Here is a 21974-nt window from a genome sequence, read left to right as displayed (position 1 = left end):
GGGCCTCGCTTCGCCTCGGCGAGGCCCGGGTCAGGGCGCCACGCTGCGCCGGAACGACTGCACCGCGAGGTCGGCCGCGACGTGCCGCGGCAGGTCCTGGTTGCTCACCTCGGCCGCGGTGTAGAGCAGCGCGTAGAACAGGTTGAGGGCCCACGACGTCGGGGTCCCGGCGCCGATCGCCCCCTCGGAGCGCGCCCGGTCCACGAGCGCGCGCATCTCCTCGTCGCCGTCGTCGGCGGACCAGTGGGGGTTGCCCTCGAACCTGTTCGGGTCCGCGAACAGGAAGATCACGCGGTCGCCCATCTCGACCCCCGCGCGCAGGAAGTGCTCGAGCACCTCGATCGCGGGAAGGGCCGCCTCCGCGGCGTCGTCGGACGTCTCCAACCGGGCCAGGGAGTCGAGCAGCAGGGCGTCGATGAGCGCCTGCCGGTCGGTGAAGTAGCGGTGCAGCGTCGAGCGGCTGACGTCGGCGCGCAAGGCGATGGCGCTGAGCGACGCCGAGAAGTCGTGCGCCCACACGGCCGCCGCCGCGTCCAGCACCGCGGACCTCGTGCGGGCGCGGGCGCCGCGCTCGTTCTGCTCGGTCGTCGTCACAGGCCGAGGGTAGGCCGTCAGCCCTGGTGGCACAATCCAGTTGCGGAATGCGACAGTGGTGTCGCAGAATGGATCACGGCTGTAGAGCCGGTTCAGCACGAGCGAGCCATGAGCGGACGGAGCGGTGACGTGTCAGACGGACGGCTGAAGGCCGGTGCGACGGGCGAGCGGAGCACCCGCGACAAGATCCGTGCCCTGTGGGCCTACGCCCGCCCGCACAAGGCGGTGCTCGTCGTGGCGCTGGTCCTCGGCGCGGTCGGCACCGCGACGGAGCTGGCGACGCCGTTGGTGACCAAGGCGGTGCTCGACGGGCTGGAGACGTCCGCCTCCCTGGCCACCCCGATCACGATCCTCGCCGTACTGCTCGTCGCCGGGACGGTCGTCGGCCTGGTCCAGGGCATCATGCTCGGCACCCTGGCCGAGCGGATCATCCTCGCGGCCCGCACCGGCCTGGTCCGCCACCTGCTGCACGCCCGCGTCCCCGAGGTGACCGCCCGCCAGCCCGGCGAGCTGGTCACCCGCGTCACCTCCGACACGCTGCTCATCCGCGAGGCGACGACGTCCAGCGTGGTCAACTTCGTCAACGGCGTGATCGGCCTCGTGGGTGCGATCGTCCTCATGGCCTACCTCGACGTCGTGCTGCTCGGCGTGACGGTCGCCGTCCTGGTCCTGGCGGGCATCAGCGTGGTCGCGCTCATGCCCCGGCTGTCCCGCGCGCAGCAGGAGGCACAGGAGCACGTGGGCGCGCTGGGCGGTCGCCTCGAAGGTGTCATCCGCGCGCTGCGGACCGTGAAGTCGGCCCGGGCGGAGTCACGGGAGACCGGCCGCGTCTCCGCCCACGCCGAGGCCTCGGCGCGCAGCGGCATCCGCGCCGTGAAGCTCGAGAACGTGTCCTGGACGATCACGGGCGTCGCGGTCAACCTGGCGGTGATGCTGCTGCTCGGCGTCGGGGCATGGCGGGTCTCGACCGAGGCCATCACGGTGAGCACGCTCGTGGCGTTCCTGCTGTACGTGTTCCAGCTCATGATGCCCGTCATGCTCCTGACGATGTCGCTGACGTCGCTGCAGTCCGGCCTCGCGGCCGCCGCGCGGATCAGCGAGGTCGAGGAGATGGCGCTGGAGGCGGAGGACGACGCCGCGGCGGCCTCGGCGGCCGGCGGGGACGGTGCGGTGCAGGGCTCCGGCGCCATGGCGGGTGCGGACGCCGAGCCGCCCCTGGTGCGGCTGCGCGACGTCACCTACCGGTACCCGGCCACGAACGGTGTCGGTGCGGGCAGGACTGCTGCGGGGGCCGCCGGGGCGGACGGTGCCGGTACGGACGGTACCGCTGCCAACGCCGGCAGGTCGCCCGCGCTCGACGGCGTGAGCATCGACGTACCGCGGCGCGGGCACACGGCGATCGTCGGCCCCTCGGGGGCGGGCAAGACGACGATCATGTCGCTCCTGCTCCGGTTCCTGCACCCGGACGGCGGGCACGTCGAGCTCGACGGGCGTCCCTACGGGGGGCTGAGCACGGACCAGATCCGGTCCCGGATCGCCTACGTGGAGCAGGACACCCCGATCGTGCCGGGCACGCTGCGCGAGAACCTCGCCTACGCCGCCCCGGGTGCCACCGACGCGGCGATCTGGGCCGCGGTCGACGCCCTGCGGCTGACCGAACGGGTCGCGGTGCTGCCCGACGGGCTGGACACGGAGGTGAGCGCTTCGCAGCTCTCGGGCGGTGAGCGGCAGCGGGTCGCGGTGGCGCGGGCGCTGGTGGCCCGGCCGGAGATCCTGCTGCTCGACGAGGCCACGGCGCAGCTCGACGGCCTGACCGAGGCCGCGCTGGCCGAGGCGATCCGGGACGTCGCGAGCACCGGCGCCGTGGTGACCATCGCCCACCGGATCTCGACTGTCATGGACGCCGACCAGATCGTGCTGCTGGAGCGCGGGCGCGTCCGGGCGACCGGTCGCCACACCGAGCTCCTGGCGAGGGACGAGCTCTACCGCGAGCTGGTCGCGGCCCTGCGGCTGGACGCGAGCGTCGCGGTGCCGGACGAAGCTGTGCCGGGCGAGGAGGTGCCTACGCCGACCGGGGTCTGATCGGCCGACTGGGGCCTGACCGGCCGACCGGGCGTGACTAGCCGCCGCCCGCCGCGGTGCTCTCCCGCTCGACCAGGGCGTGACTTGCCGGCCGGGACGTGACTAGCTGTACTAGCCGCCGCCCGCCCCGGTGCTCTCCCGCTCGATCAGCCGGTGCGGTGCGATGACCCGCACCGCGTCGCGCTCGTCGCCGCCGATCCGTCGCACGAGGGCGTCCATGGCGGCCTGCGCGATGGCCCCCTTGTCGGGCGAGACGGTCGTGAGGCTGGGGGTGCCGTACCGGCCGTCCTCGATGTCGTCGAAGCCGACCACGGCGACCTGCTCGGGCACGGCGATCCCCGCCTCGTGCAGCGCCCGCAGCGCACCGAGGGCGAGCAGGTCGGAGAAGCAGAACAGGGCGTCGGGCAGGGTGCGCCCGCGCAGCAGTGCACGGGTGGCGTCGGCCCCGCCGCGCCGGGTGAACGCGTCGACGTAGGCGACGTCGGCGGAGGCGTCCGGTGCCGCGCCCATCGCGGCCTCGAAGCCGGCCAGCCGCAGGGAGCTGGAGGAACCCTCGGCCCGCTGCGCACCGACGGCAACTACCCGCTGCCGTCCCGTCGCCAGCAGGTGCTCGACGGCGTCGCGCGCGGCCACGAAGTTGTCGATGTGCACGTGGTCGAAGCCCGGGTGCGGCTCCTCGCCCAGCAGCACCACGGGCCGCTGCGTGCGCGACGACTTGCTCAGGTCGTCGTCGGTGAGGCCGAGCGGGCTCACGATCAGGCCGTCGAACACGGCCTTGGTGTCGGCGCGGGCGAGCAGCTCGCGCTCGCGGTCCCGGTCGCCGTCGGTCTGCTCGATCATGACCGTGTACCCGTGGTGCCGGGCGGCCTCGATGAGCTTGCGGGCGAGCTCCGCGAAGTAGGGGTTATCGAGGTCGGGCACCACGAGCGCGGCCATGCCGGTGCGGCCCGACCGCAGCATCCGGCCGATCTCGCTCGGCCGGTAGTCGAGCTCCTCGATGGCGGCGAGCACGCGCTCGCGGGTGGCCGCGGCGACGTTGACCGTGCCGCTCACCACGTTGGACACGGTGCGCGGCGAGACGCCCGCGAGGCGGGCGACGTCCTCGCGTCGACCCACGGTGGCCTCCTTGCGTCCGCGTCGAACCGCTGTGCCGCATCCACCGACCGTGTTCGGCCTGCTCAGCGACACCGTCCTTGCCTCGCGGCAAGCCTACTGGATAGTGTGCGGCCGATCGGCTTGCATCGTGGCAAGGCCCTCGCAGGAGGAAGACATGGCAGCGGACCCGGAGCAGGGCACGGCAGCGCCGTCGGCCCCGCCGCACATCGTCCTGATCATGACCGACCAGCACCGCGCCGACCTGTCGGTCCGCTCCGGGTTCCCGGTGGACACGACACCGTTCCTCGACGAGCTCGCGCGCCGGGGCACCGACTTCCAGCGCGGGTACACCAGCTCGCCGCTGTGCGTGCCGGCCCGCGTGAGCCTCCTGACCGGGCGCTTCCCGTCCGCGCACGGCGTGACCCAGAACAGCACCCCCGGCTCCGCGCGCTACGACCGCGACCTGCTGGACGTGCTGGGGGATGCGGGTTACCACCGCATCTTCGCGGGCAAGCCCCACATGCACCGCGGCTCCGACGACTTCGACGCCTACCGCGGGCCCTACTGGCACACCGGCGGGCCGCAGCACACGCCCGGGCACGAGGCGTTCGACCGCTGGCTCGACGAGCTCGACCACGGCGTCGCCCACGAGCCGACGCCGTTCCCGCTGGAGGACTCCCTCCCGTACCGCATCGTGTCGGACGCGATCGAGGCGATCACCGAGGCGGCCTCCATGCCGACCGATGGCAACGTCGGCAACCCCGCCGGCACGCCGAGCGGCAGCCCGGCCGGCCACCCGGCCGGCAGCTCCACCACCAGGGCCGCCGCCGTCCAGCCCACCTTCCTGTGGGTCTCGTTCCCTGAGCCGCACAACCCCTACCAGGTGCCCGAGCCCTACTTCAGCATGTGGGACACCGACGAGATCCCCGACCGCCTGCACGGCCCGGACGTCGCCGCCGCCAAGGGCGGGCACTGGGCCTGGCTCCGGGAGCTCACCGAGGCCAAGCGCCCCGGGTACGACGACGAGCGCGCCCGCTACCGCGCCAACTACTGCGGCCAGCTCCGTCTCCTGGACGACCAGGTGCGCCGCCTCATGGAGCACGTCTGGGCCACGCTCGGCGACGACGTGCTCGTGGTCATGGTCAGCGACCACGGCGACTACGTGGCCGAGTACGGGCTGCAGCGCAAGGGCGCCGGCATGCCCGAGGTGCTCATGCGCATCCCGTTCTTCCTCAGCGGGGGACCGGTCGCCGCCCGCATCCGGCCCGAGCTCGTCTCGATCGTGGACCTCCTGCCCACCCTCGCCGAGCTGGTCGGCGCCCCGATTCCCGACGGTGTCACCGGCCGCAGCCTCGCCCCGCTCCTGCTCGACGGCGGGCGTACCTCCCGCGAGTTCGACGACGTCTACGCCGAGCGCGGCTTCGGCGGGCTCACCTACGGTGCGCACGACCGCCCGCCGCTGCACTTCGCGTACGCGGGCCGAACGTTCGACGAGCTCAACACCGTCACCCAGAGCGGGCGCTCGCGGATGCTGCGCCGGGGCGACCTCAAGCTCGTGGTGCACAGCGACGGCAGCGGCGAGCTCTACGACCTGGCCGCCGACCCGACTGAGGTGCACGACCTGTTCGACGACCCGGACCACGCCGCAGACCGCGCCGACCTGCTCTGGCGCCTGACGCAGTGGATGCTCCGCGCGCAGGACGAGCTGCCCACCGGCGCGTACACGGCCGGGCGGGCGCCGCACAACTGGGTGTTCGACGCCGGTGGCGGCAATCCGCCGACCAGCACCACTCCCGACGGCGGTACCACGCCTGACCACGGCACCCCGCGCGACGGCGAAACCTTGCCCGCCAACGCCAACGCCAACGCCAACGCCAACGCCAACGCCGCCGACGCCGCCGACGCCGCAGACGGAACGGCCCGGACCCACCAGAGGTGAGCCCGGGCCGCGACCCGCGGCATTGACCGCCTCGTCCTGCCACCCGCCAGCCGGCCGCCGAGCGGTCCGCCGCCCGTCAGCCGGCCGACCGGCGAACCACGATCAGAACCCGGAGTTGCCCCCGAGCCGGTTGAGCACGAAGCCCATGTCGTTCAGCAGCCCCGCCGTCCCGGAGCCCGACACGGTCGTGTTCGCGAACGTGGCGCTGCCCGCGGCGTGCAGCTCGATGCCGTAGGTGCCCGAGCCGGTGATCGCGACGCGGTCGAGGCTCACCTGCTGGATCGACTTCTGCCACGACATCAGCACGCCCGCATAGGTGCTGTCGTGGATGGTCATGTCGCGGATCACGATGGGCGCGTCGATGGCGTGCACGTCGGCGTAGACCCACAGCGCGCCGAGCTCGGCCGGCCAGTTGGGCTCACGGCTGCCGGTGCGGGTCAGCGTGTTGCGGGCCACCGTCGTCGTGCCCGTGAACGGCACGCCGAACCGGGTGCTGACCGCGATGCCCGCGGCCGCGTTGACGGTGTCGGCCACGAGGTTGTCCTCGACCCGGTTGCCGCCCCCGCCGCCGTACACGGCCAGGCCGTTGGCCAGCGCCGGGGCCTGCACGGTGTTGAACGAGAAGACGCTGCCGCTCACGGCCGCGCCGTCCGACCACATGGCCAGCGAGTCGTCGCCCGTGTTCCGGAACGTCGACTGGGTGACCTGCGTGTTGGTCACGCCGGACCGCAGGTTCACGCCGTCGGCGTAGGTGTCGCGCACCCGCAGCCCGACCGCAAGCACGTCCCGCGAGCCCGGCCGCACCCACAGCCCCACCTTGGTGTGCTGCACCCAGATGTTCTGCAGCAGGGTCTCGCTCGTGAAGTCGCCCTCGATGGCGGCCTGCCCCTCGGCGTCCTCGCGCACGGTGGCGGAGCCGAAGATCGCGACGTCGGCGATGGTCACGCCGCCGCCGGTCGCGTAGAAGCCGCCCGCATGGCCGGTGCCCACGATCACGGAGTGCCAGGGGCCCGCGCCGAGCACGGACACGCCCGAGACCCGGATCGCGTCGCTCACGTGGAAGGTGCCGGCCGGGATCCAGACGGGCACGCCCGCGGCCTTCGCCGCGGCGACGGCCGCAGTGATCGCTGCCGTGTCGTCCCCGCCGCCCGACGTCGCGCCGTGCGCCGTGATCGAGACGGCGCCCGACGGCGCGGTGAGCGCCGGAGCGACCCGTTCGGCCTCGACGAGGTCGATGTCGATGAACGCCACGGCGCCCGAGTCCTTCTGCAGCGTCAGGACCGTGCCGGCCGCCTGCTCGGGGATCTCGAACCGGAGCTCGTCGTAGAACCGGTGGGCGCCGCCCAGCGACGGGTCGTTGTGGAACGGGTAGTCGCCGTACTGCCAGGAGTGCGCCGAGGTCAGTGCGACGTCCTTGAGCTTGGTCCCGTTCGCGTACACCGCCAGCGGCGACGTCTGCCCGGTGCCGGCCGCGTTGTCCGGGATCGAGTAGCGCACCACCAGCCCGCTCGCCGGGGCGGTGAGGTTCACGTCCACCTTCTCGCCGACGGCGTCCAGCCGGACGGCGCTGCGGCCGCTCGACTCCGCCTGCACCGTGCCGTACGTGCGCGACGGCGTCAGCTTGGTCCCGGTGGTGGAACCGGCCTCGGCCTCGTACTGCCTGTACGACGTCGACGCTCCGCGCGCGGCCAGGTCCGTCTCACCCGAGACGGCGAGGCTGTCGACCAGCACGTCGGCCCCCGAGCCCGCTGCCCGCAGGCCCACCGTGTTGATCCCCGCCCGGACCGGCACGCTCGCCGTGACCGTGCGCCAGCCGCTGCCCGCGGCGAAGCTCACCTGGCCCGTGACCCGGCCGTTGACCAGCAGGTCGAGGGTGCGCGCACCCGCGGGCGTCGCGAACCGGATCGTCGCGGTCGCCGTGCCCGCCGAACCCGCCTGGACCGTGCGCAGCACGCGGGCGCCCGCCGTCGTGAAGCCGCCCACGTAGCCCGCGCCCGTGAAGCCGCCGGTGGCGCTCGCCACTGCGGCGTTCCCGGAGCGGTAGGCGTTCTCGGCCTCGCCCGGGCCCGCGGGCTGCGGCGGCACGTTCGCGGCGACGTCGAGCTTGTCGATGTTCGCGTTGCCGTTGTCGCCGGAGGCGTAGGCGAGCCGCAGGTCGTGGTTGCCCGCGCTCAGCGTCGCGGTGTGCGTGACGGTGCCCCACGTGTCCCAGCTCGCGGTCGCGGGCAGGGAGAGCTGCGCGAGCCTGGTGCCGCCGTCGTACAGCGAGAGCGTGCGCGCCGAGCCGGTGCCGTTGGCGTACCGGAGCGTCAGGTCCTTGGCTCCCGCCGCGGCGACCTGCACCTTGAACGTGACCGACGCCGAGCCGGCGTTGCCGTCCGTGAACCCGCCGACGAACCCGCTGCCGGAGAAGCCGGTGTGGTCCGTGGCGGTGACGGCGCCGCCCGCGAGCGTCGCGGACTCCGCCTCGAACGTCGGCCCGGGGCCGTAGTCGGCGCCGGTGGAGCCGCCCGAGTCGCTGACGTCGAGGGCGTCGAGGTTCACGTTGCCGGAGTCGGCGGAGCCGAACCGGTAGGCGACCGAGTGGTTGCCGGCGGCCAGCGTGACGGCCGTGCTCTGCGTGGCCCAGGTGGTCCAGCCCGCCGTCGCCGGGAGCGTGACCTGCTGGGCGGCGCCGTCGACCAGGAGCGTGAGGGTCTTGGCCGAGCCGGTGCCGTTGGCGTAGCGCAGGGCCAGCGTGTGCGGGCCGGACGTCGCCGCTGTCACGGTGAACGTGCTGGTCGCGGAACCCTTGTTGCCGTCGGTGAAGCCGCCCACGAAGCCGGAGCCGGTGTACCCGGCGTGCTCGGTCGCGACGACGGCGCCGCCGGTCAGGGCGGCCTGCTCGGCCTGGTAGCGGGTGGTCGCGGCGCCCGCCGGGGCCGCGGTCGCGGTCACGAGGGCGGAGCCGGCGACCGCGAGGGCCGCCAGCAGGGCCAGGCGTCTGCGCCAGGCGGGGGACGTGCGGGTGTCAGTTCTGCGCGGCATGAGATCTCCTTCGACCGGGATGCGCACGTGCTGTGTCGTCGATGAACGACGAGGTTTAGCGGTAAACTTCGCTGGAACGGTACGGGCACGCCGACCGTCCGGTCAAGGGCCACCTAAGATGCGGCTGGAGCCGGAAGCCGACGGGGAGGTGCGCGTGACCACGCGACTGAGCGACATCGCGCACGAGGCCGGCGTCAGCGTCATGACCGTCTCGAACGTCATGAACGGCAAGCGCGCCCGCGTCTCGCCCGCCACCATCGAGCGGGTCCTCGGCATCGCCGCCCGGCTCGGCTACGTGCCCAACATCCCGGCCCGCAGCCTCGCGGCGAACAGCTCGCACATCGTGGCGGCGCTCGTCCCGGTGGGGGAGAACAACAGCCTGCTGGTCAGCCCGCACACCGTCGCCGTCGTCGGCGGCATGGAGACCCACCTGCGCCACCGCGGCTACCACGTGCTGCTGCGCGGCATCGAGCACGAGGACCAGGTGGCGCAGACCGTGCGCGGCTGGTCGCTCGACGGCGTGGTGCTGGTCGAGTTCACCGACGAGCAGATCGACCGGCTCCGGGTCGACGCCGTGCCGGTCGTCGCCATCGACAGCTACTCCGCGAACCCGCGCACCATCGGTGTGCGCAGCGACGACCACGCGGGCGGCCGCCTCGCCGGCGCGCGCCTGGCCGACGCCGGGCACCGGCACGTCCTGTTCGCCGGGCCGCCCTACCAGGGCCTCGGCGTGGTGGGCCAGCGGTGGGCGGGCTTCCGCGAGGCCTGCCTGGCGGCGGGGCTCGCCCCGCGGGCGATCGAGGCGGTGGAGGTGCTGACCTCGTTCGAGGACGGCCGCCGCCTCGGCCTCCGGCTGCGCCGCGACCACCCTGGGGTGACCGCGGTGTTCGCCACCGCTGACCACCTCGCCGTCGGGATCATGGCGGGCATCGTCGAGGCGGGCGGGTCGGTGCCCGGCGACGTGTCCGTGATCGGGTTCGACGACCTCGACTTCGCCCGGTACACGACCCCGGGCCTGACGACGGTCGCGCAGGACATGGCGGCCAAGGTCGCCGAGGCGTCGCGCATCATCCTCGAAGAGATCGAGCCGGCGGAGATCGATCCCGCGGAGGCCGCGCCCGGGTCCGCGCAGAGCAAGGGCCCCCGCGAGCCCGTCTCGCTCGACGTCCACCTGGTCGAGCGCGGTTCGGTCGGGCCTCCCCGGAGGTGACGCCGCCGTCGTCCGACGACGCCCCGCGGGGAGACCCGGCCGGTCAGCGGAAGGAGCCCGCGGTGATGCCCTCGACGAACCGGCGCTGGGCGACGACGAAGAGGATCACGCTCGGGATCATGGACAGGATCACGCCCGCCAGCACCACCGAGATGCTGCCCGTGCCGAAGGTGCCCTGGAGGGTGACGAGCCCGAGCGGCAGCGTGAAGTTCTCCTGCGACTGCAGGAAGATCAGCGGCCGGTAGAACTCCGCCCAGAACCCGGTGAACGCGAGGATCGCGAGCGTGGCCATGGCCGGCGTCGCCATCGGGGCGTAGATCAGGCGGAACACCTGGAACCGGGAGGCGCCGTCCACCCGCGCCGCCTCGCCGAGCTCCACGGGCATCTGCAGGAAGTACTGCCGCATCAGGAACGTGCCGAACGCGCTGCCGATGGCCGGGAGGATCAGCGAGGCCAGGCTGTCGGACAGCCCCATGCGGCTGATCAGCACGAACACCGGGATGATCGTGGTCTGGACGGGCACCATCATGGTGGCCAGGAACAGCGCGAAGATCGCGCCGCGCCCCGGGAAGCGCACCATGGCGAAGGCGTACCCGCTCAGCGTGCAGGTGATGATCTGCGCGCCGACGATGAGGCCGGTGACGATCACGCTGTTCAGGAAGAACCGCCCGAGCGAGACCTGCGAGAACACCGCGGCGTAGTTGGAGAAGTCGGGGTCCAGCGGCAGCCAGACCGGCGGGTTGGTGAAGGACTCGGCGGGTTCGCGGAGCGACGTCGTCAGCGTCCAGAGCAGCGGCCCGAAGGCGACCATCGCGGCCAGGACCAGGACGACGAGGCCGACGCCGCGGCCGATCCGGCGGGTCAGGGAGGACCGGGAGAGGGCCGGTCGGGAGACCTGGGCCGGTCGGGAGATCGAGGGAGCGGTCACGAGTAGAACACCAGCCTCCGGGAGAGAGTGAACTGCAGTCCGGTGAGCGCGAGGAGCGCCGCGAAGAGCACCATGGAGATGGCCGAGCCGTACCCGAACTGCAGGTTCTGGAACGCCGTCTGGTAGATGACCATCGTGATGGTCGTGGTGGCCGTGCCGGGCCCGCCCTTGGTCATGATGAAGGCCTGGTCGAAGAGCTGCATCGCGTTGATCAGGCCGATCACGCAGGCGAAGAAGACCGTCGGGCTGATCAGCGGCAACTTGATCCGCAGCAGCGAGCGCACCGGCCCGGCGCCGTCGATCTCGGCGGCCTCCATGACGTCGCGGGGCAGCCCGGCCAGGGCGGCGACGAACAGCACGAACGTGAACCCGACCGACTGCCAGACCGCGACGAAGACGATGGTCACGACCGCGCCGGCGTCGCTGGTCAGCCACGGCACGCCGCTGCCGCCCAGCAGGCGCAGGTAGTAGTTCACGACGCCGAACCGCTCGTTGAACATGTACGTCATGAAGATCGAGACGGCGGCCGTGGACGCCAGCAGCGGCAGGTAGAGCACCGTGCGGAACACGGCCTTGGTCGAGGCCTGGCGGCGCTGGTCCACGAGCAGGGCCAGGAACAGCCCGATCGCGACCTGGAGCACCACGATCGAGAAGGCCAGGACCAGCGTGACGCCGAAGGAGTGCACGACGCGCTGGTCGCTGCCGATCGCGGCGTAGTTGTCCAGGCCCACGAACCGTGGCGGCGTGATGACGTCCCAGGCGAAGAACGACAGGCCGAACGAGGCCAGGATCGGCCCGATCGTGAACAGCAGGATCGCCGCCCCGGCCAGGCCGATCATGCCGAAGCCGAACGCGGCCTCCGCCCGGCGGCTGCGGCGCGCGGCGGGGGTGCGCCGGACGAGGTCGGCGGGCCGGGCGGGCGCGGGACGCCGGGTGGGCGCGACGGCGCTCATCCGACCCCTCCCGCTGCCGTCTCCAGGTCGATCTGGAGCCCGTCGAGGGCGGCCCGCGCGTCACCGGTGGCGATGGCCTCGGTGGTGCGCTGGTTGAGTGCGGTGGACAGGGCGTTGAAGTAGATGGGGGCCGGGATCGGCGCCGTCTCCGGGAACTCGGTGAGCGTGGTGCTGAAGACGTCCCAGTGCTCGGGGCCGGTGCTCTCGTACCGCTTCGCCGTGGACAGGGACTGCCGCGCGGGCGTGGTCACGTTGCCGGGGAAGAGCACGTCGAACGCGTCCGGGAAGGTGAGCCGCTTGACGACCTCCCAGGCCAGGTCCTTCTTGTCGGAGGTCTCCAGGATCGCGTATCCGGCGGTGCCGAACAGGTGCCGCTGCGACTTCCAGCGTGGGAAGTACTGCACGTCGAACGAGCCCGGCGCCATGCCGGCGTTGTGCAGGCCGCCGGCCCAGAAACCGCCGCCGACGCTCATCCCGACCCGGCCCGCGGCGAACAGGGCCTGCGAGGTCTGGCCGCCGCCGACGTCGGGCGAGGGCGCGATGCCCTCCTTGCGCAGCTCGATCATGAGCTCCAGGGCCTCGACCGCGGCCGGGGAGTTGGCCACGGGGTCGCCCCAGGCCCAGCCGCCGCCACGTCCCACGGCCGCGGGGTTGCCCGCGTACGCGGCGTCCCACAGCCACTCGCCGCCGGGCGCGCGGCCCTCGGCCAGCAGGTTGCCGTCGTTCGCATAGAGGAACGAGGTCCAGCTGCCCCACAGCCGCACGACCCAGTCGTAGGCGTTGATGTCGGGGATGCGGGCCATCGCGCGGCCGGCGTCGTAGAAGTCGTCGACGGTCCAGTGCGGGTCGGGCAGGTCGAGGCCCGCCTGCTCGAACAGGAGCGGGCTGTAGTACATGTTCCCGGCGTTGTAGTCGAGCGGCAGCAGGAACAGGCTGCCGTCGTACATCATCGCCTCGACCAGCGCGGGGGAGACATCGTCGAAGTAGTCCCGCAGCTCGTCCAGGTCGCGCTTGACGAGGTCGTCCAGCGGTGCGGCCAGGCCGCGCCCCGCCATGAGCTGGACGCCCTCGGTGGCGACGCTCACGATGTCGGGGCGGCTGCCCGCGGCGATCTGGGTGAGCAGCTTGGCGAAGAACTCGTTCCAGTCGGTGCCCGGCGTCGCGTTGATCTCCAGCCGGATGGTCGGGTCGAGCGCGCGGACCGGCTCCTCCAGCCGAGCGCGCAGCTCGTCCGCCCCGCTCTGGTCCCCGAAGAACGCGATCTTCAGGGCTTTCGGGTCCGACGGCGGTGCGCACGAGGCCAGGGCTGTCGTCGCGGCGAGCGCGAGTCCGACACCCCCGGCCCGGAGCAGCGACCGTCGGGACAGTGGCGGCAATGGCATCCGTCCCCTCCTCTCTGAGGTGGTCAATTCCTATTGGGCGATGAGTGAAGCAGAGCCGTCACGGCGTCGTCAATAGGTATTGACCGATTCGGGCGACGGTAGTCTGCACGCGGGAGGTACCGATGACAGAAGTGCCAGGGGCAGGGTCGAAGGTGGGCGTGGCGGGGACTGCCGGCGGGCCGGCGAGGGCCGGGACGCCGGCGAAGGTTAGCCGGCCGACGATGAACGACGTGGCCCGTGCCGCGGGGGTCTCGCAGTCGACCGTCTCGTTCGTGCTCAACGACCGGCGCGACATCCCGGTGGCGGCCGAGACGCGCGAGCGCATCCTGGAGGCGGCCCGGTCGCTCGGCTACCGCCTGAACCGGCGCGCGCAGGAGCTTCGCCTGAACCGGTCGACGACGCTCGGCGTGGTCTCCTACGGCGTCGCGTCCCACCCGTTCGCCGGCGCGCTGCTCGCCGGGATGCAGAGCGCGGCGCGGGCCGCGGGGCACGTCTGCATGGTGATCGACGTGGAGGGGCACGACGGCGACGAGGCCGTGGCCGACCTGCTGGACCGCGGGGTGACCGGCATCGTGCACGCCTCCGCGGGCACCGGCCCCGTGACCGTGAACCGCGCGCTGGGCGAGACGCGGGAGCTGTTCGTCGGGTGCTGGCCGGAGTCGGGCGGCACGGGGGAGGGGACAGTGCTGCCGGACGACCGCGAGGGCGGACGGCGGGCCGCGGCCCACCTGCTCGACCTGGGGCACCGCGACATCGCGTTCCTGGGCGGCCCTGCTGACGACTTCGCCGCCGGGGAGCGTGAGGCGGGGCTCGACGACGCCCTGCGCGCGGCCGGCGTCGATCCCGCCCGCGTGGTGCGCCGGAACGGCGACTACGGCTCCCGGTCGGGCTACCGGCTCGCCGACGAGCTGTTCGACGCCGGCCGGCCGACCGCCCTGATCTGCGGCAACGACCAGATGGCGCTCGGCGCCCTCCTCGCGCTGCACGAGCGCGGCCTGCGCGTGCCGGACGACGTGAGCATCGTCGGCTACGACGACCAGGAGGCGCTGGCCGACGCGATCCACCCGGCCCTGACGACGGTGCGCCTGCCGCACCGCGAGATGGGCCTGCGCGCGGCCGAACTGCTCATGAAGGACCCGGCCGGGACGCCGCACGCGGAGATGGTCGACTGCCCGCTCGTGGTCCGGGAGTCGACCGCGCGCCCCCGATAAATACCTATTGACGACCCGCATGGACGCTGATTAGCCTCAGCGTCCATGCCCACGAGCGAACCCGTCGTCACCGAGCCCTACCGCCCGCGCCTGCACTTCTCGCCGGCCCGGAACTGGATGAACGACCCCAACGGCCTGCTCTTCCACGACGGCACCTATCACCTGTTCTTCCAGCACAACCCGGGCGGCCCGGAGTGGGGCGACATCGCCTGGGGGCACGCGACGTCGTCGGACCTGCTGACCTGGACCGAGCATCCGGTGGCGATCCCCGCGACCGAGCACGAGATGATCTTCTCGGGCTCCGCCGTGGTCGACGCGGCGAACACCTCGGGGCTGGGTGCTGCGGGGACCGGTGTCGTGGGGGACGGGCCGCTCGTCGCGATCTACACCAGCGCCTACCGCGATCACCCGGTGCACGGGGGCAACCAGGCGCAGTCGGTTGCCTTCTCCGCCGACGGCGGGCAGAGCTGGGAGAAGTACGCGGGCAACCCCGTGCACGACCGAGGTCGCACCGACTATCGCGACCCCAAGGTGTTCTGGTTCGGCGCGCCGGAGGGCGGGCACTGGGTGATGGTGGCCGTGGACGCCGACGCCTCCCGGCTGGTCGTGAACGTCTCGGGCGACCTGCTGCGGTGGCGCACCGCGAGCACGTTCGAGAGCGCGCGGCTGCCGGAGATGTGGGAGTGCCCGGACCTGTTCCCGCTGGTCGTGGAGGGTGGCGGCGGCGTTGCCGGCGACGGCGGCGAGGGATGCGTGCGGTGGGTGCTGGTGCTCAGCACCGGCGGCCCCGGGCAGCACTACGTGGTCGGGGACTTCGACGGCGAGCGGTTCGTCGAGGACGTTGCCGTCCCCACTGGCCGGGTCGACCACGGCGCCGACTTCTACGCCGCGGCGTCGTTCAACGGGTTGGCGGGTGAGCCAGGCGGCGTCGGGTTGACGGGTGAGCCGGCGGACCGCCGGGTGCTGATCGGCTGGATGGGCCAGGCGTTCCGGGCGCCGACCTCGCCCTGGCAGGGCATCATGTCGGCGCCACGGGACCTCGGCCTGCGCGCGGTCGACGGCGTCCCGCGGCTGGTCAGCCGGTTCTCGCCGGAGATCGGCCGGGTCGAGCGGGAGGTGGCGGTGGCCGACGGCGTGCGGGTCGGTGCGGCGGCCGAGGTTGCTGCTGGGGAGGGTGCTGCACCCAACGGCACGGCGACTGTCGTCGTCGGCCGGGGCGGCGGGCCTCAGCAGCGGGTGCGGGCCCGGATCGTGCCGGGATCCGCGTCGCTCGCGGGGATCCGCGTACTGGTGGGGGACTCGTGCGGCACGCGCATCGGCTACGACCGGACGACGGGCGAGCTGGTGCTCGACCGCTCGGCGTCGGGGGTTGTCGCGCACGAGGGGTTCGCTACGCCCCGCCGGGTGCCCGTGCGGCTGGTCGACGGCGCGCTCGCGCTCGACGTGCTGACCGACTCCATGAGCGTGGAGGTGCTCGTGAACGACGGCGAGGTCGCGATCAGCGAGCTGGTCTTCCCGGGACCTGGTGCGGTGGGTGTCGAGGCCTTCGCCGAGGGCGGGGATGCCGTGGTAGATGTGCGGGTGGCCGACCTCGTTCCTGAGGGCACGAGTGACTGAGCCCTTCTGGCGGGCAAGGACTACTCCGCTGAGGGGGTAACGCTGAGCAAACATTGCTAGCTCAGCGTTACCTCCTCAGGGGCGTCGGCGTTGCCCCGAGGCGCCGGTCCGGTGCGGTGGGCCGCTCGAAAATTGGTAACCCAGCGGTTACCATTGGGGCGTGGACGTCTTCGGGGCCATCGCTGATCCGATCCGCCGCGAGCTGCTGCTGCGGCTCGCGGACGGCCCGGCGCGCGTGGTGGACCTCGCGGCCGAGCACGCGGTGTCGCGTCCGGCGATCAGCAAGCACCTGCGGGTGCTGAGCGACGCCGGCCTGGTGCGGGGGACCGACGACGGCCGGGAGCGGCGGTACGTGCTCGAACCCGGTCCGCTGTCGGAGGTGAGTGCGCTGCTGGCGGCGCTCGCCGCGCGGCCGGCGCCGATCACGGCGGGGCACCTCGACGCGCTGGGTACCGAGGTGCGCCGGGCAGCGCGGGACCGCCGTCGGGCCGCGTCGGCCCGGGGAGCGGCGTCGGCCTCGGAAGCGGCGTCCGCCTCGAAAGCAACGTCCACCGCAGGCACGACCACCTCAGGCACGAGCGCGAAGGAGCGGATCGCATGAACCTGACCGGAACCCTGGAGGACGACGGCCGGACGCTGGTGCTGGTGCGCCGGTTCGGCGTCCCGATCGACGACGTGTGGGCGAGCGTCACTGAGTCGGAACGGCTGGCCCGGTGGTTCGGCACGTGGACCGGCGACCCGTCGTCGGGCCGCGTGCTGGTGACCATGAACGCGGAGGCCGAGCCCGGCGCACCGGCCGAGTTTCGCGTCGACGCGTGCGAGCCGCCGCGGCTGCTCGCCGTCAGCGCCGAGGACGAGTTCGGGAACTGGCGGCTCAGCGCCGAGCTCGCGGAGGTGGACGGCGGCACCACGCTGACCCTGCGGCAGAAGGAGCTCGACCCCAAGACCCTCCCGGAGACGGGGCCGGGCTGGGAGTGGTACCTGGACCGCCTCGTCGCCGCGATCGAGGGCGGCGAACCGCCGACGCTCGCCGGCTTCGACACCGACTACATGCCGATGAGCACGGGCTACGCCGCGCTCGTGCCGGGCGGCGCAGTTGACGAGCCCTGACCGGTCGCGCGGCGCCCGGCTGGCCGCCCACGAGGCCGTGTCCACGGCCTTGTCGCGGTGCAGCGACCGCAGGCTGCGCGAGCTCGTCGACGCCGGGACGCCGATCGGTTCCGGCATCGGCGGCGCGACCGTGCTGCTGGATATCGAGGGCACGCCGGTGTTCGTCAAGCAGGTGCGGCTCACCGACCTCGAACGGCGTCCGGAGAACGTCGGCTCGACGGCGAACCTGTTCGGGCTGCCGGACTTCTGCCACTACGGCGTCGGAATCATCGGCGGCCCGGGCTTCGGCGCCTGGCGGGAGCTGGCCGCGCAGGTCATGACGACGGACTGGGTGCTCGCCGGGGAGTACGAGGGCTTCCCCCTGATGTACCACTGGCGGGAGCTGCCCGACGCCGGCCAGCCGCTCCCCGAGGAGCTGGCCGACGTCGACCACGCCGTCGCCTACTGGGGCGGCGGGCCCGAGATCCGGCACCGGATCGAGGCCGTGCAGCAGTCCTCGGCGAGCCTCGTGCTGTTCCTGGAGTACATCCCGCAGAACCTGCACGACTGGCTCGACGTCCAGGTCAAGGCCAGGGACGAGGCCGCCGAGCGGGCCTGCGCCCTGGTGGAGGGCGAGCTGGCGGCCGGCATCGCGTTCATGAACGCCCGCGGGCTGCTGCACTTCGACGCCCACTTCCAGAACATCCTGACCGACGGCGACCGGCTCTACTTCGCCGACTACGGCCTGGCGATCTCCTCCGGCTTCGAGCTCACCCCGGACGAGTCGGCATTCTTCGACGACCATCAGGACTACGACCGGTACTACGCCGCCACGCACCTGGTGAACTGGCTCGCCGTCGCGCTGTACGGGTTCGGACCCGAGGGGCGCAGGGCTTTCGTCCGTTCGTGCGCCGAGGGCGTGCCGCCCGAGGGAGTTCCGGCGGCGCTCGCGGCGGCGCTGCTCCGGCACGGGCCGGTCGCCGCCGTGGTCGGGGACTTCTACCGCGCGTTCCAGCGGGAGAGCCGGGAGACGCCGTACCCGCTGGAGGCGGTCCGCCGGATCGGGCGGGACCGGATCGGGCGGGCGGGGTAGGCCGGGCTCACCAGTGGGTCGGGCCCGACCCGTCGTCGCGGTGGGCGAGCGTGGCCAGCGCGTCCTTCCAGTGCCCCTCGGAGGCGGTCGCGTGCTGCGCGGTGTCGATGTTCTCCTGGGTCACGGTGACGCGCGTGCCGCCGTCGTCGGGCGTGAGCTCGATCCGGATCTCGTGGTAGTTCTCGGGGACGTCCGCGAGCCCGCTGAGCGGCGCGAAGTGCGTGAAGTGCAGCAGCCGCGGGCGGTCGACGGCGATGACGGTGCCCTTGTCGGCGAAGACCCGGCCGAAGAAGTGGCCCTCGAAGACGATCGGGCTGCCCGGCTGGTAGTCGGTCTCGACGTTGGCGCCCAGCATCCACCGCGCCCCGGGGTGGGTGAGCTCGGCCCAGACCCGCCCGGGTGGCTCGGCGATGTGGGTGGTCGCCGTGGCGGTGTGACGCGGGGTCTCGATGCTCATCGCTGTCCTCCGTGCTGGTTCTCGGATCTGACCGTAGCGTGTCGGTCGGCATCCCTATCGTGCCCGGGAATCGGCGGGGCGCACGGTGTGTCACAGACCGCCGGGTTGGACATCCTTCTCGACCGCACCGGTGTTGCGCAGGAACACGATGATCCAGCTGAAGATGAGGATGGCCGCGACCAGCTCGACGGCCGTCAGGTTGTAGTACCCGGTGATGAAGAAGACCGCCAGGACCACGATGACCGCGACGTAGGTGTAGCCGAGCAGGACGAACACCCGCGGCATCGACGGGAGCAGGCGACGAAGGCTCACGACAAGCGCGATGTACACGACGACCATTCCGGTGGCGGACGTGTTGTGCACGGCCAGGAACTCGTCGACGGGGAAGATCCCCACGCACGCCAGGAGAATGCCGATGAGTACGAGCGCCGTCCGGACGCGGCCGCGGCCCCGCACCTCCGCGGGCGTCGAGTGCGGGAGGTACGCGGTCGCGTAGTGCGCGATGGTCGTGACCATGACGCCGGCGACGATGAGGGTCAGGTTGAACGCCATGGCGGAGATGTCGTCGGTCATCCCGAGGGCGCTGAGGTTCTCCTGCCACCACAACGGGTCGGTGGCGCTGAGCATGCTGGCGAAGGCGCCGACGGTGAGGAAGACCGCCAGGACGAGCGAGAGCGTCATCGGGGTGAGGTTCACGGCGGAGAGGAACGTCAGGTAGGTGGTCACGGCCAGGGCCACACCGGCGAGCACCGCGGCCGACGTCGGATAGGCGGTCGCTCCGACGAAGCTCCTGCTCACGATCGATGCGAGCCCGATCCACCCCAGCAGCGCGATGACGGCGTGCGCCAGGGCAAGTGCGGCGACGTCGAACCAGCGCAGCCGGGGGCGTTCTCTGTCGTCGGCTGCTTCGCGCCGGATCTGGCCGCGCCGCGACACACAGCCGAAGAGGACCGCCGCGATCGCGACCAGCGCTCCGCCGATCGCGGCGAAGTCGCCGACCGAGCCGCGTCCGGAGATGGGCACGTCGCGACCCTGGAACACGACGAGCCCGACGAGCACCCCGAGCACGAAGGCGACCGCGCCGGCGAGCAGCGCCGACGACTCGCGTGACTCCGTGGTGTCGGCGGGGCGACGGAAGATGCGGTTGATCGGTGTCGGCTCACTCATGTCGGTTCTCCTGCCTGGTCGCCGCTGGGCCTGGGACGAGCATGTGGGAAGGCCGCTGCGTCGGTGTCACCCGAACAGGATGATCCGTTGGGATCGATTGCGCCTGGCCGGCTGGCGCGGGAAGACCATGGACTCGGGAGCGCGGCATAGCCTTGCGCGGTGGTTCTCTACCTGGTCCGGCACGGCCGCCCGATCCTCGACCCAACCGTCCCGGCGTTGACGTGGGTCCTGGACCCTGAGCACGAGCACCAGATCGCGGACCTGGCGGCGCGGGCGCCGTGGCCGGACGACGCCGTCTGGTTCACCTCGCCCGAGCCGAAGGCAGCGCGCACGGCGTTCCTGCTGACCGGGCGGGACGTTCCGGTGGTGGAGGACCTGCGGGAGCACGACCGCTCAGGCACGGGATGGGTGCCGGACTTCGTGGACGACCCTGGCGATGCCGGACGTGATCACCGTGGAGTAGACAGCGCGGCGCACGAGCGCGGGACTCACGGCCGGGCCACCGAGGTCTGCAGGCGCCCCTTGAAAGCACCGAGCACCGGCTGCCCCGGTCGCGAGTCGAGGATCGCGAACGCGACGTGCTCGAACCTTGGCCGCTCGGCCAGCGCCTCGGCGAACGCGGACGCGACGTCGGCGGGGTCGTTGCCGAACACCCCGCAGCCCCACGCGCCGAGGACGATCCGGCGGCTGCCGTGGGCGGCGGCAACGTCGAGCACCCGTACGGCCCGGCGGGCCAGGGTGGCCGTGACCTCGCCCACCGCGGTCGGCTGGTTGCGCTCGATCGCGGAGCGGTTCGGCGCCGCCGCCGTCAGGAAGGTGACCGGGTACGGCTCGGCGAGCAGGGCGCCGTCGTCGTCCCGGATGACAGGGACGTCGGGGGAGAGGATGACCCGGTCGCTGTAGAGCAGGGACGTCTCGCGGCGGTGGTGCTCGTAGAACTCGGGCACGGTGGTCTGGGTCGCGTACAGCGCGGAGCTGCGCGCGATCGCCTCCTCCTGGGCCTGGGCGCCGTTGAGGAACCCGCCGCCCGGGTTGCGTGCGGAGGCGAAGACCAGGCAGGCGGTGCCCGGGCCGAGACGCCGGGCCGCCGCGAGGCTGGACTCGTCGCACCTCGACCGTGGTGGGGCCGGACCAGGCGGCGCCCTCGAGTACCGGTGTGTCGGGGAGGATCAGGCGCGTCTCCGCGACGGCGGTCACGACCTGGTCGGCGATGTCGACGCGCTGTCCGTGTGCGCTGTAGCTTCCGGCGCGGACGGCGTCCATGGTCTCGGCCGCGAGGGTGCGGAACCGGTCCCGGCTCCTGTTCGACGAGGTCACGGCCGCAATCGTGGCCGCCGGAAACGGAGCCGGTCAATCAATTTGTCTGCGAGCTGGTGGGTCGGGGGAGGTCCGCGAGGTATTTCAGACGGGATCTGTGGTCATGAGTTTTCGCTCCCAGTAGGAGGCGAACGGCACGGCATGGGTCAGTGCCAGATCTCGCCATGCCAGGTATTCCTGGAGCCGTTCCTCGGGCAGGAGCTCGCCGCCGAGGAACTTTCCGTCGGCCGTGTAGTGCATTCGGTAGACGGTGCGGTCGTCGAAGATCCAGAAGTCGTGATCGGGCAGGCCGGTCACCTGCTGGTCGGCCAGGTCGATGATCCCGATCGACTCGCCGGCCCTGATGTTTCCGGGGTACGTGGACAGCTCGTAGCGCAGATAATCCGTCAGCGGAGACCGCAGGACATGGACGCGAGAGATCGCCTTGCCCTTGTTCGTCATCGAGCGGACCCAGGGATTGTCGAGCCAGTGAGGCCCCATGTCCTTGCCCGCGAGGAACCGGGCCATCTCCTCCGGCTCGTCCTCGACGTCGTACTCGGCCAGGGTCTCCAACCGAAAGGCACTCCGTTCGAACGTCTCGAAAAGGCGGCCGAAAGCCAGGCCTTTGAGCATGGAGATGGCCTGCATCGAGTCTTCCTTGTGGTCGTAGATCCGCGTCGCAGTTAATGTTTCCGACCGGCGGAGTGTCGTGTCAAGATTCTCAGCTCGTCGGAACGGGAAAATCTGACTCGCCGAACGGTATCGCGTGCGCGGGGATGTGCGCTTCTACCCCGTCATTGGGCCCGAAATCAGCGTGATTTCAGGCCCAATGAC

Annotated in this window: 18 protein-coding genes; 8 read left to right on the top strand and 10 right to left on the bottom strand. The window is 72.2% G+C overall.

Annotated features, from left to right (window positions below):
• Nucleotides 1–30: 30 nt before the first annotated feature.
• A complete protein-coding gene (locus tag ACFWEJ_RS13515; protein ID WP_377229713.1) occupies nucleotides 31–594 on the bottom strand; it encodes a TetR/AcrR family transcriptional regulator in 564 nt (187 codons plus the stop codon).
• Between the two features lie 129 nt (nucleotides 595–723).
• On the opposite strand from ACFWEJ_RS13515, the gene ACFWEJ_RS13510 reads away from it, so the two are divergent.
• The gene (locus tag ACFWEJ_RS13510) at nucleotides 724–2676 is read left to right on the top strand and encodes an ABC transporter ATP-binding protein (protein WP_377229712.1); all 1953 of its coding nucleotides are present in this window, start codon (nucleotides 724–726) and stop codon (nucleotides 2674–2676) included.
• 111 nt (nucleotides 2677–2787) lie between these two features.
• Here ACFWEJ_RS13510 and ACFWEJ_RS13505 read toward each other — a convergent pair whose 3' ends face one another.
• On the bottom strand, nucleotides 2788–3792 hold the full coding sequence (locus ACFWEJ_RS13505) for a LacI family DNA-binding transcriptional regulator (protein ID WP_377229711.1): 1005 nt from the start codon (nucleotides 3790–3792) through the stop codon (nucleotides 2788–2790).
• Nucleotides 3793–3946: 154 nt separating this feature from the next.
• Here ACFWEJ_RS13505 and ACFWEJ_RS13500 point away from each other — a divergent pair, with 154 nt between their 5' ends.
• On the top strand, nucleotides 3947–5710 hold the full coding sequence (locus ACFWEJ_RS13500) for a sulfatase-like hydrolase/transferase (protein ID WP_377229710.1): 1764 nt from the start codon (nucleotides 3947–3949) through the stop codon (nucleotides 5708–5710).
• Nucleotides 5711–5812: 102 nt separating this feature from the next.
• Here the strand turns inward: ACFWEJ_RS13500 and ACFWEJ_RS13495 are convergent, their stop codons facing one another.
• Nucleotides 5813–8737, bottom strand: a complete 2925-nt coding sequence (locus tag ACFWEJ_RS13495) for a CBM35 domain-containing protein (RefSeq protein ID WP_377229709.1) — start codon at nucleotides 8735–8737, stop codon at nucleotides 5813–5815.
• A gap of 154 nt (nucleotides 8738–8891) precedes the next feature.
• Between ACFWEJ_RS13495 and ACFWEJ_RS13490 the strand changes: the two genes are divergently transcribed.
• Nucleotides 8892–9947 carry a LacI family DNA-binding transcriptional regulator gene (locus ACFWEJ_RS13490; protein ID WP_377229708.1) on the top strand — a complete coding sequence of 352 codons (1056 nt, stop codon included), beginning with the start codon at nucleotides 8892–8894 and terminating at the stop codon, nucleotides 9945–9947.
• A 43-nt stretch (nucleotides 9948–9990) separates the two neighbouring features.
• Here the strand turns inward: ACFWEJ_RS13490 and ACFWEJ_RS13485 are convergent, their stop codons facing one another.
• The 3 genes from ACFWEJ_RS13485 to ACFWEJ_RS13475 are packed head-to-tail and all read right to left on the bottom strand — an operon-like array spanning nucleotide 9991 to nucleotide 13210.
• Nucleotides 9991–10875 carry a carbohydrate ABC transporter permease gene (locus ACFWEJ_RS13485; RefSeq protein ID WP_377229707.1) on the bottom strand — a complete coding sequence of 295 codons (885 nt, stop codon included), beginning with the start codon at nucleotides 10873–10875 and terminating at the stop codon, nucleotides 9991–9993.
• Nucleotides 10872–11828: a carbohydrate ABC transporter permease gene (locus ACFWEJ_RS13480; RefSeq protein ID WP_377229706.1), complete on the bottom strand. Its 957-nt coding sequence runs from the start codon at nucleotides 11826–11828 to the stop codon at nucleotides 10872–10874. The genes ACFWEJ_RS13485 and ACFWEJ_RS13480 overlap by 4 nt, the downstream gene beginning before the upstream one ends.
• A complete protein-coding gene (locus ACFWEJ_RS13475; RefSeq protein WP_377229705.1) occupies nucleotides 11825–13210 on the bottom strand; it encodes an ABC transporter substrate-binding protein in 1386 nt (461 codons plus the stop codon). The genes ACFWEJ_RS13480 and ACFWEJ_RS13475 overlap by 4 nt, the downstream gene beginning before the upstream one ends.
• A 221-nt stretch (nucleotides 13211–13431) precedes the next feature.
• Here ACFWEJ_RS13475 and ACFWEJ_RS13470 point away from each other — a divergent pair, with 221 nt between their 5' ends.
• From ACFWEJ_RS13470 to ACFWEJ_RS13450, 5 genes are all read left to right on the top strand, one after another.
• On the top strand, nucleotides 13432–14421 hold the full coding sequence (locus ACFWEJ_RS13470) for a LacI family DNA-binding transcriptional regulator (RefSeq protein WP_377229704.1): 990 nt from the start codon (nucleotides 13432–13434) through the stop codon (nucleotides 14419–14421).
• Between the two features lie 45 nt (nucleotides 14422–14466).
• Complete coding sequence (locus ACFWEJ_RS13465) at nucleotides 14467–16038, top strand: glycoside hydrolase family 32 protein (protein WP_377229703.1); 1572 nt, start codon at nucleotides 14467–14469, stop codon at nucleotides 16036–16038.
• Between the two features lie 160 nt (nucleotides 16039–16198).
• The gene (locus ACFWEJ_RS13460) at nucleotides 16199–16639 is read left to right on the top strand and encodes an ArsR/SmtB family transcription factor (protein ID WP_377229702.1); all 441 of its coding nucleotides are present in this window, start codon (nucleotides 16199–16201) and stop codon (nucleotides 16637–16639) included.
• Nucleotides 16636–17148 carry an SRPBCC family protein gene (locus tag ACFWEJ_RS13455; RefSeq protein ID WP_377229701.1) on the top strand — a complete coding sequence of 171 codons (513 nt, stop codon included), beginning with the start codon at nucleotides 16636–16638 and terminating at the stop codon, nucleotides 17146–17148. The genes ACFWEJ_RS13460 and ACFWEJ_RS13455 overlap by 4 nt, the downstream gene beginning before the upstream one ends.
• Nucleotides 17135–18220, top strand: coding sequence for a protein kinase family protein (locus ACFWEJ_RS13450; protein WP_377229700.1), 1086 nt, complete (start codon nucleotides 17135–17137; stop codon nucleotides 18218–18220). The genes ACFWEJ_RS13455 and ACFWEJ_RS13450 overlap by 14 nt, the downstream gene beginning before the upstream one ends.
• A 7-nt stretch (nucleotides 18221–18227) precedes the next feature.
• Here ACFWEJ_RS13450 and ACFWEJ_RS13445 read toward each other — a convergent pair whose 3' ends face one another.
• The 4 genes from ACFWEJ_RS13445 to ACFWEJ_RS13430 form a co-directional block, all read right to left on the bottom strand.
• Complete coding sequence (locus tag ACFWEJ_RS13445) at nucleotides 18228–18677, bottom strand: SRPBCC domain-containing protein (RefSeq protein WP_377229699.1); 450 nt, start codon at nucleotides 18675–18677, stop codon at nucleotides 18228–18230.
• 90 nt (nucleotides 18678–18767) lie between these two features.
• Nucleotides 18768–19844: a hypothetical protein gene (locus ACFWEJ_RS13440; RefSeq protein ID WP_377229698.1), complete on the bottom strand. Its 1077-nt coding sequence runs from the start codon at nucleotides 19842–19844 to the stop codon at nucleotides 18768–18770.
• Nucleotides 19845–20332: 488 nt separating this feature from the next.
• Complete coding sequence (locus ACFWEJ_RS13435; RefSeq protein ID WP_377229714.1) at nucleotides 20333–20899, bottom strand: TIGR02452 family protein; 567 nt, start codon at nucleotides 20897–20899, stop codon at nucleotides 20333–20335.
• Nucleotides 20900–21245: 346 nt separating this feature from the next.
• Entirely contained in the window at nucleotides 21246–21788 is a 543-nt protein-coding gene (locus tag ACFWEJ_RS13430; RefSeq protein ID WP_377229697.1) for a DUF6879 family protein, read from the bottom strand.
• Nucleotides 21789–21974: the final 186 nt, after the last annotated feature.

Origin of the sequence: Promicromonospora sp. NPDC060204, from assembly GCF_042728455.1 — a bacterium.
Lineage (GTDB): Bacteria > Actinomycetota > Actinomycetes > Actinomycetales > Cellulomonadaceae > Promicromonospora.
The sequence above is the reverse complement of the archived record's forward strand: the minus strand, read 5'-3'. Positions and strand labels throughout refer to the sequence as shown.

Excerpts from the sequence above, each read along its gene's own strand:
- ACFWEJ_RS13500 (WP_377229710.1), top strand. The coding sequence starts at position 3,947 with ATGGCAGCGGACCCGGAGCAGGGCACGGCAGCGCCGTCGGCCCCGCCG.
- ACFWEJ_RS13495 (WP_377229709.1), bottom strand. The coding sequence starts at position 8,737 with ATGCCGCGCAGAACTGACACCCGCACGTCCCCCGCCTGGCGCAGACGC.
- ACFWEJ_RS13480 (WP_377229706.1), bottom strand. The coding sequence starts at position 11,828 with ATGAGCGCCGTCGCGCCCACCCGGCGTCCCGCGCCCGCCCGGCCCGCC.
- ACFWEJ_RS13475 (WP_377229705.1), bottom strand. The coding sequence starts at position 13,210 with ATGCCATTGCCGCCACTGTCCCGACGGTCGCTGCTCCGGGCCGGGGGT.
- ACFWEJ_RS13470 (WP_377229704.1), top strand. The coding sequence starts at position 13,432 with ATGAACGACGTGGCCCGTGCCGCGGGGGTCTCGCAGTCGACCGTCTCG.
- ACFWEJ_RS13465 (WP_377229703.1), top strand. The coding sequence starts at position 14,467 with ATGCCCACGAGCGAACCCGTCGTCACCGAGCCCTACCGCCCGCGCCTG.
- ACFWEJ_RS13455 (WP_377229701.1), top strand. The coding sequence starts at position 16,636 with ATGAACCTGACCGGAACCCTGGAGGACGACGGCCGGACGCTGGTGCTG.
- ACFWEJ_RS13445 (WP_377229699.1), bottom strand. The coding sequence starts at position 18,677 with ATGAGCATCGAGACCCCGCGTCACACCGCCACGGCGACCACCCACATC.
- ACFWEJ_RS13440 (WP_377229698.1), bottom strand. The coding sequence starts at position 19,844 with ATGAGTGAGCCGACACCGATCAACCGCATCTTCCGTCGCCCCGCCGAC.
- ACFWEJ_RS13430 (WP_377229697.1), bottom strand. The coding sequence starts at position 21,788 with ATGCAGGCCATCTCCATGCTCAAAGGCCTGGCTTTCGGCCGCCTTTTC.